Origin of the sequence: Alteromonas sp. CyTr2 (genome assembly GCF_947311905.1) — a bacterium.
GTDB classification, from domain to species: Bacteria; Pseudomonadota; Gammaproteobacteria; order Enterobacterales; family Alteromonadaceae; genus Alteromonas; species Alteromonas macleodii.
On record NZ_CAMZMZ010000071.1, the window covers coordinates 1 to 2,683 of the forward strand.

Genomic DNA, 2,683 nt, shown 5'->3' on the forward strand with positions numbered 1-2,683 from the left:
AAATCAATATGAGGCTGACATGGCTAACTTACAAAAAGCGGCTTAACTGGGTTGTGTGATTTTGGTTGACCACGTCACTAGTGTTCATCTACATATAAGCGTTGATAAAATGCGTGTCAATTTTAACCTTAAGATTGCTCATACATTTTAATAGGCATTCCATTTTCATTTCTGAGTATTCTTTTTGATTTTTTTCTTTCTAACTCAGCTTTCCATTCTGGCTTAATCACAAGATAGTAATAAACGATAAAGCCTAGCCATGATAATAAAAACGACATCAAGAACCAGATGACCTTGTTATTACCAGAAGCCTTTTTAGATATAAGTGCTAGAACCCAAGGTAGGATATTTATTGTGAAAAAAGAGATAAAAAGTACAAGTAAAAACGATAAGTTCATAAAATATCCTTTCTTATTAAACTATCTAATAGAGAACACGGCAGCCATCTAAGATGTGAAACTCGTGTGCGAAAATTAGAATCTACGTGTCGGGATCCGTGCTTACGTATTTCAACGGCCAGTTCGAGCTTCTTACTAGTGTGCCTTCTGACCTTGGAAACATCAATGATTCTCCAATTCAGGCTTGGGGTAACTACTTTTAAAACTAAATGCATCCTGAGATTCTCCATTTTCCCGAAGATGGTCTAATTTAGTGATAGCTTCCTGAAGGGTTGGAATATGACCCTTCGGTATCCACCAAAGCACATAAGATGCTTCGCTTAAGGGCAAAAACCACTCTTTTTTACGCTTAAGGAAATCAATGTGATGCGTCTTGAACATGAAGTTCTTAAGGGACTCTACGCTTTCCCAAACAGACATGTTAACAATGATATCTGGGTTATTTTCTACCTCTATATTAGTGGCATCACCTGATTCGTCTTTCAAACGCCAGATAAATCCTGGACTTTGTTCAGCAATGGCGTTGATAGGGTCTAGGTTATTTACAAAGTCCGCCATTTCGGGGGACTCCAAGTTAAACCTGACTTTTCCAATATTCAATTGAGCGAGATGCATATTGTCTCCTTGCCTCTTAACTTAGTGAACGCGTTTTATAAAGTTAATCTAGGTCTAGTACTTAGAAATGCCTGTCTTGGAATTAGTTTACGCATTTTCCAAATAACTTACTTTTGAATGGAGAAAACGGATAGTTAGCTCCAATTTTAAAACAGTTGCTTGAGCAGTCTGCTCAGATGCCTGTTCAGCACATTGGCACCCAAAGAATTGGTGTAAGCCATCTTTAAAAGAATAAATAGGTTAACTGGTTCTTTTGAAAGGGGCGCTCGATTCATTATTTACCTTGATGCATACCGCCTAGCTAAACTGGCGCAAAATAGCAGGCTAAAATTAGCGACGAAGGAGCGCAAGCTTGCTGTTTTTCGTCCCTTGGTTAAAGCGTTTGTTATGTTTAAAACACTCTTAACTGTAAGGTTCAAGCTTAACATCTAACTCAGGCACACCAGTTAGAATTGGGGTTAATCGCCAACCATTTTTCAGGTTATCGTAAGCCTCAGGGAAAAATAGAACACCAGACTTTTTAATCGCTTTATTGGATATAAAACGTCTTAATTTTTTAAAGACATCTTTAGAGCGCTGAGTTTCACAAAAGCCATCAATCGTACTTTGTAAAATTGTACTTCCCTCAACCTTATCTAAACCACTACCCTAGGTGGTTTACCATGAAAGTCCAAGTACAGTTTTTTGAGATTATCTGGGACGAGAGGCCAGCCACGTTCAATACCTTCTTTGGTACCTTTCCAGAATAAGTGCTCTGTATAATATACATCTATGTACTCGAATTCTGCTTCGGTTGCAGTATCTAGTTTCTCGCTCATGTACTGCAACTGCTCAAGTGCTTCTTCTAAGTCGCCTTGGTTTAAAAAAATAGTCGTCAAATTTGCAAACTCTCCCATTAGAAATGTAAGCGCCCAACTCTCATGTTTTTCCATAAGAGGAACAACGTCAGGAAACTTAGTGCGGATCTCTTTTAAGAATCGTCTTATTTCTGATTTAGCCATTGATTTCTCAGAAGCTTCTAACATTAAGCTAAGAGGCGCATATGCGCTGAGCATAATGGCGAAGCCGCCCCGCGTGTATGCGTCACAGTGAAGGTAGTGAGTGAGTTTATTGGGTTGTTAGCTACCACAGTTTAAAAAAACTGCATGGCTAAACACGTTTTTTGCTTTTTCAATCTCACTCTCTAGATGCTTAGGTTGCACCCAGACATCAGTTGCGTTGCTGGTGTTTTGAAAGAGGCTTAATCTATTACCGTGAACCTCAATTTTTACAACGCTCTCAATTGGAATAGTTTTCTTGCTTGCTAGAGTAAACTGAAGCTTATTAGTTCGATTAATCAGTACCTCGTTTCCAATAATCTCAAAAAGTTCTCTGTTTCGATTCCTGAAGTGCAAAATAAAACAATTGGACGCTAATGCAATCAATAGAATTAAAGATAGATTTTGCATTAAAAAAGAGAACGATTCTTCCATAATTTCCTCTGGTAGCTAACGGCCCGCATAACGGGCAAAAATACGTAGGCTATAATACAGAGCGAAGCGAAGGGAGCCTACGTGTTTTTGTCCCAGCGAGCTTGCGAGCGAGTTTATGCGATTGTGTACGCCCAGCATGGGCATGAACTAATGAGGTGAAAGTCCTCTGTAGGAAGATCACCGTTGTTTAACACACTG

Annotated in this window: 4 protein-coding genes; all 4 read right to left on the reverse strand. The window is 39.0% G+C overall.

Features of this window, described 5'->3' with window-relative positions; translation table 11 throughout:
- Positions 1-128: 128 nt before the first annotated feature.
- Entirely contained in the window at positions 129-398 is a 270-nt protein-coding gene (locus QME20_RS19535) for a hypothetical protein (RefSeq protein WP_014949705.1), read from the reverse strand.
- Between the two features lie 162 nt (positions 399-560).
- Complete coding sequence (locus QME20_RS19540) at positions 561-1,013, reverse strand: DUF3291 domain-containing protein (RefSeq protein WP_014949704.1); 453 nt, start codon at positions 1,011-1,013, stop codon at positions 561-563.
- Between the two features lie 635 nt (positions 1,014-1,648).
- Positions 1,649-2,014, reverse strand: a complete 366-nt coding sequence (locus QME20_RS19545) for a hypothetical protein (RefSeq protein WP_281716508.1) — start codon at positions 2,012-2,014, stop codon at positions 1,649-1,651.
- 117 nt (positions 2,015-2,131) lie between these two features.
- The gene (locus QME20_RS19550) at positions 2,132-2,485 is read right to left on the reverse strand and encodes a hypothetical protein (protein WP_281716507.1); all 354 of its coding nucleotides are present in this window, start codon (positions 2,483-2,485) and stop codon (positions 2,132-2,134) included.
- Between the last annotated feature and the right edge of the window lie 198 nt (positions 2,486-2,683).

Excerpts from the sequence above, each read along its gene's own strand:
- QME20_RS19535 (WP_014949705.1), bottom strand. The coding sequence starts at position 398 with ATGAACTTATCGTTTTTACTTGTACTTTTTATCTCTTTTTTCACAATA.
- QME20_RS19540 (WP_014949704.1), bottom strand. The coding sequence starts at position 1,013 with ATGCATCTCGCTCAATTGAATATTGGAAAAGTCAGGTTTAACTTGGAG.
- QME20_RS19545 (WP_281716508.1), bottom strand. The coding sequence starts at position 2,014 with ATGGCTAAATCAGAAATAAGACGATTCTTAAAAGAGATCCGCACTAAG.
- QME20_RS19550 (WP_281716507.1), bottom strand. The coding sequence starts at position 2,485 with ATGGAAGAATCGTTCTCTTTTTTAATGCAAAATCTATCTTTAATTCTA.